This window comes from Pseudomonas sp. NPDC089734 (assembly GCF_044748865.1).
Classification (GTDB): domain Bacteria; phylum Pseudomonadota; class Gammaproteobacteria; order Pseudomonadales; family Pseudomonadaceae; genus Aquipseudomonas.
In genome coordinates, this window is sequence record NZ_JBIVGV010000044.1 from 1 (window position 1) to 2,081 (window position 2,081).

Annotated in this window: 4 protein-coding genes and 1 pseudogene; all 5 read left to right on the forward strand. The window is 55.6% G+C overall.

Annotated elements, in window-relative coordinates:
* The first annotated feature begins 54 nt into the window (after window positions 1-54).
* Window positions 55-360, forward strand: coding sequence for a 30S ribosomal protein S14 (gene rpsN, locus ACIPY9_RS24525; protein ID WP_400707804.1), 306 nt, complete (start codon window positions 55-57; stop codon window positions 358-360).
* Between the two features lie 212 nt (window positions 361-572).
* Window positions 573-965, forward strand: a complete 393-nt coding sequence (rpsH, locus tag ACIPY9_RS24530; protein ID WP_025262048.1) for a 30S ribosomal protein S8 — start codon at window positions 573-575, stop codon at window positions 963-965.
* 15 nt (window positions 966-980) lie between these two features.
* The gene (gene rplF, locus ACIPY9_RS24535; protein WP_400707807.1) at window positions 981-1,514 is read left to right on the forward strand and encodes a 50S ribosomal protein L6; all 534 of its coding nucleotides are present in this window, start codon (window positions 981-983) and stop codon (window positions 1,512-1,514) included.
* Between the two features lie 10 nt (window positions 1,515-1,524).
* The gene (rplR, locus tag ACIPY9_RS24540; RefSeq protein ID WP_002555473.1) at window positions 1,525-1,875 is read left to right on the forward strand and encodes a 50S ribosomal protein L18; all 351 of its coding nucleotides are present in this window, start codon (window positions 1,525-1,527) and stop codon (window positions 1,873-1,875) included.
* Between the two features lie 3 nt (window positions 1,876-1,878).
* Window positions 1,879-2,081 (forward strand): annotated as a pseudogene (locus ACIPY9_RS24545) (hypothetical protein); the annotation flags it as partial.

The following is a 2,081-nucleotide window of genomic DNA, read 5'->3' on the forward strand; positions in this document are numbered from 1 at the left end:
GCGCACTGCTGCGTGCTTTCAAATTCCCGTTCCGCAACTGATTGGAGTAGGAAAATGGCCAAGAAGAGCATGAAAAACCGTGAGCTGAAGCGTCAGGTCACTGTTGCCAAGTACGCCGCAAAGCGTGCAGCGCTCAAAGCAATCATCGTCGATCTGAACGCAAGTCCAGAAGCGCGTTGGGAAGCTACCGTAGCTCTGCAGAAGCAACCTCGTGACGCAAGCGCTTCGCGCATGCGTAACCGTTGCCGCATCACCGGTCGTCCGCACGGCGTTTACCGCAAGTTCGGTCTCGCTCGTAACAAGCTGCGTGAAGCAGCAATGCGTGGCGACGTACCAGGTCTGGTCAAGGCCAGCTGGTAAGGCGTAAATCTTGTTTTCTGCACCTGGCGTCGCACGATGCCGGGTTGCAGGAAGCTTGAATTTGAATCAAGCCCCTTTTGGGGCTTGATTCGTTTCTGGCGTAGGTCTAGAATTGCCGGCTCGCCCGAGCCCGTGTTTTTACTTGCCCGGAAGTTCTCGGCGATAAGCTGTAGCCGCGAGGCTAATTATTTTGTATTAGGAGCGTCTAGCCCATGAGTATGCAGGACCCGTTAGCGGACATGCTAACTCGTATCCGTAATGCCCAGATGGCTGAAAAGCCCGTCGTAAGCATGCCGTCTTCCACGTTGAAGGTTGCTGTAGCCAAAGTCCTGAAAGACGAAGGTTACATTGCGGGTTATCAGATCAGCAGCGAAATCAAACCGTTGCTGTCCATCGAGCTGAAATACTTCGAAGGCCGTCCAGTCATCGAAGAAGTGAAGCGCGTCAGCCGCCCAGGCTTGCGTCAGTACAAGTCCTCCGATGATCTGCCAAAAGTTCGTGGCGGCCTCGGTGTGTCTATCGTCTCCACCAACAAAGGTGTGATGACGGATCGTGCTGCGCGCGCTGCCGGTGTCGGTGGCGAAGTGCTTTGCACTGTGTTCTAAGGGGGGGGGATAAGCATGTCACGCGTAGCTAAGAACCCCGTTAAGTTGCCAGCCGGCGTCGAAGTCAAATTCGTAGGCCAGCAGCTTTCGGTGAAGGGTGCCAAGGGTACTCTGGAACTGAACGTCCATTCGTCCGTTGAAATTGTTGAAGAAGCTGGTGAGCTGCGTTTCTCTGCTCGCAATGGCGATCAACAGACTCGCGCAATGGCAGGCACAACTCGTGCACTGGTTAACAACATGGTCCAGGGCGTAAGCCAAGGCTTCGAGCGTAAGCTCCAGCTGGTCGGTGTTGGTTACAAGGCGCAAGCAAAAGGCTCGGTCCTGAACCTGGCACTTGGCTTCTCGCACCCGGTGGATTACGAACTGCCGAATGGTGTCACCGCTGAGACCCCTAGCCAAACCGATATCCTGATTCGTGGTATCGATAAGCAGTTGGTTGGTCAAGTGGCCGCTGAGATCCGCGACTTCCGCCGTCCAGAGCCTTACAAAGGCAAAGGTGTGCGTTACGCAGACGAAGTCGTCCGCCGTAAAGAAGCCAAGAAGAAGTAGGGCATAGCAAATGACCGTCAAAAAAGTTACCCGACTGCGTCGCGCTCGCAAAGCACGCCTGAAAATGCACGAACTCGAAGTCGTGCGTCTCTGCGTGCACCGCTCTTCGCAGCACATTTATGCCCAGGTCATTTCGGCCGACGGCAGCAAAGTCCTGGCAAGCGCCTCGACTTTGGACAAAGAACTGCGTGATGGCGCCACTGGCAACATCGACGCGGCCACTAAGGTTGGCAAGCTGGTCGCCGAGCGTGCAAAAGCCGCTGGCGTATCGCAAGTGGCTTTCGACCGTTCTGGCTTCAAGTACCACGGCCGTGTCAAAGCGCTGGCTGATGCTGCTCGTGAAGGCGGGCTGGAGTTCTAAGTTATGGCAAATAACGACCAAAAACGCGACGAAGGCTACATCGAGAAGCTGGTTCAAGTTAACCGCGTGGCCAAAACCGTAAAAGGCGGCCGTATCTTCACTTTCACTGCGTTGACCGTAGTGGGGGATGGTAAAGGGCGTCTTGGCTTCGTCCGTGGCAAGTCACGTGAAGTGCCTGCTGCCACCCGAGCCTGGATCTGCTGGGC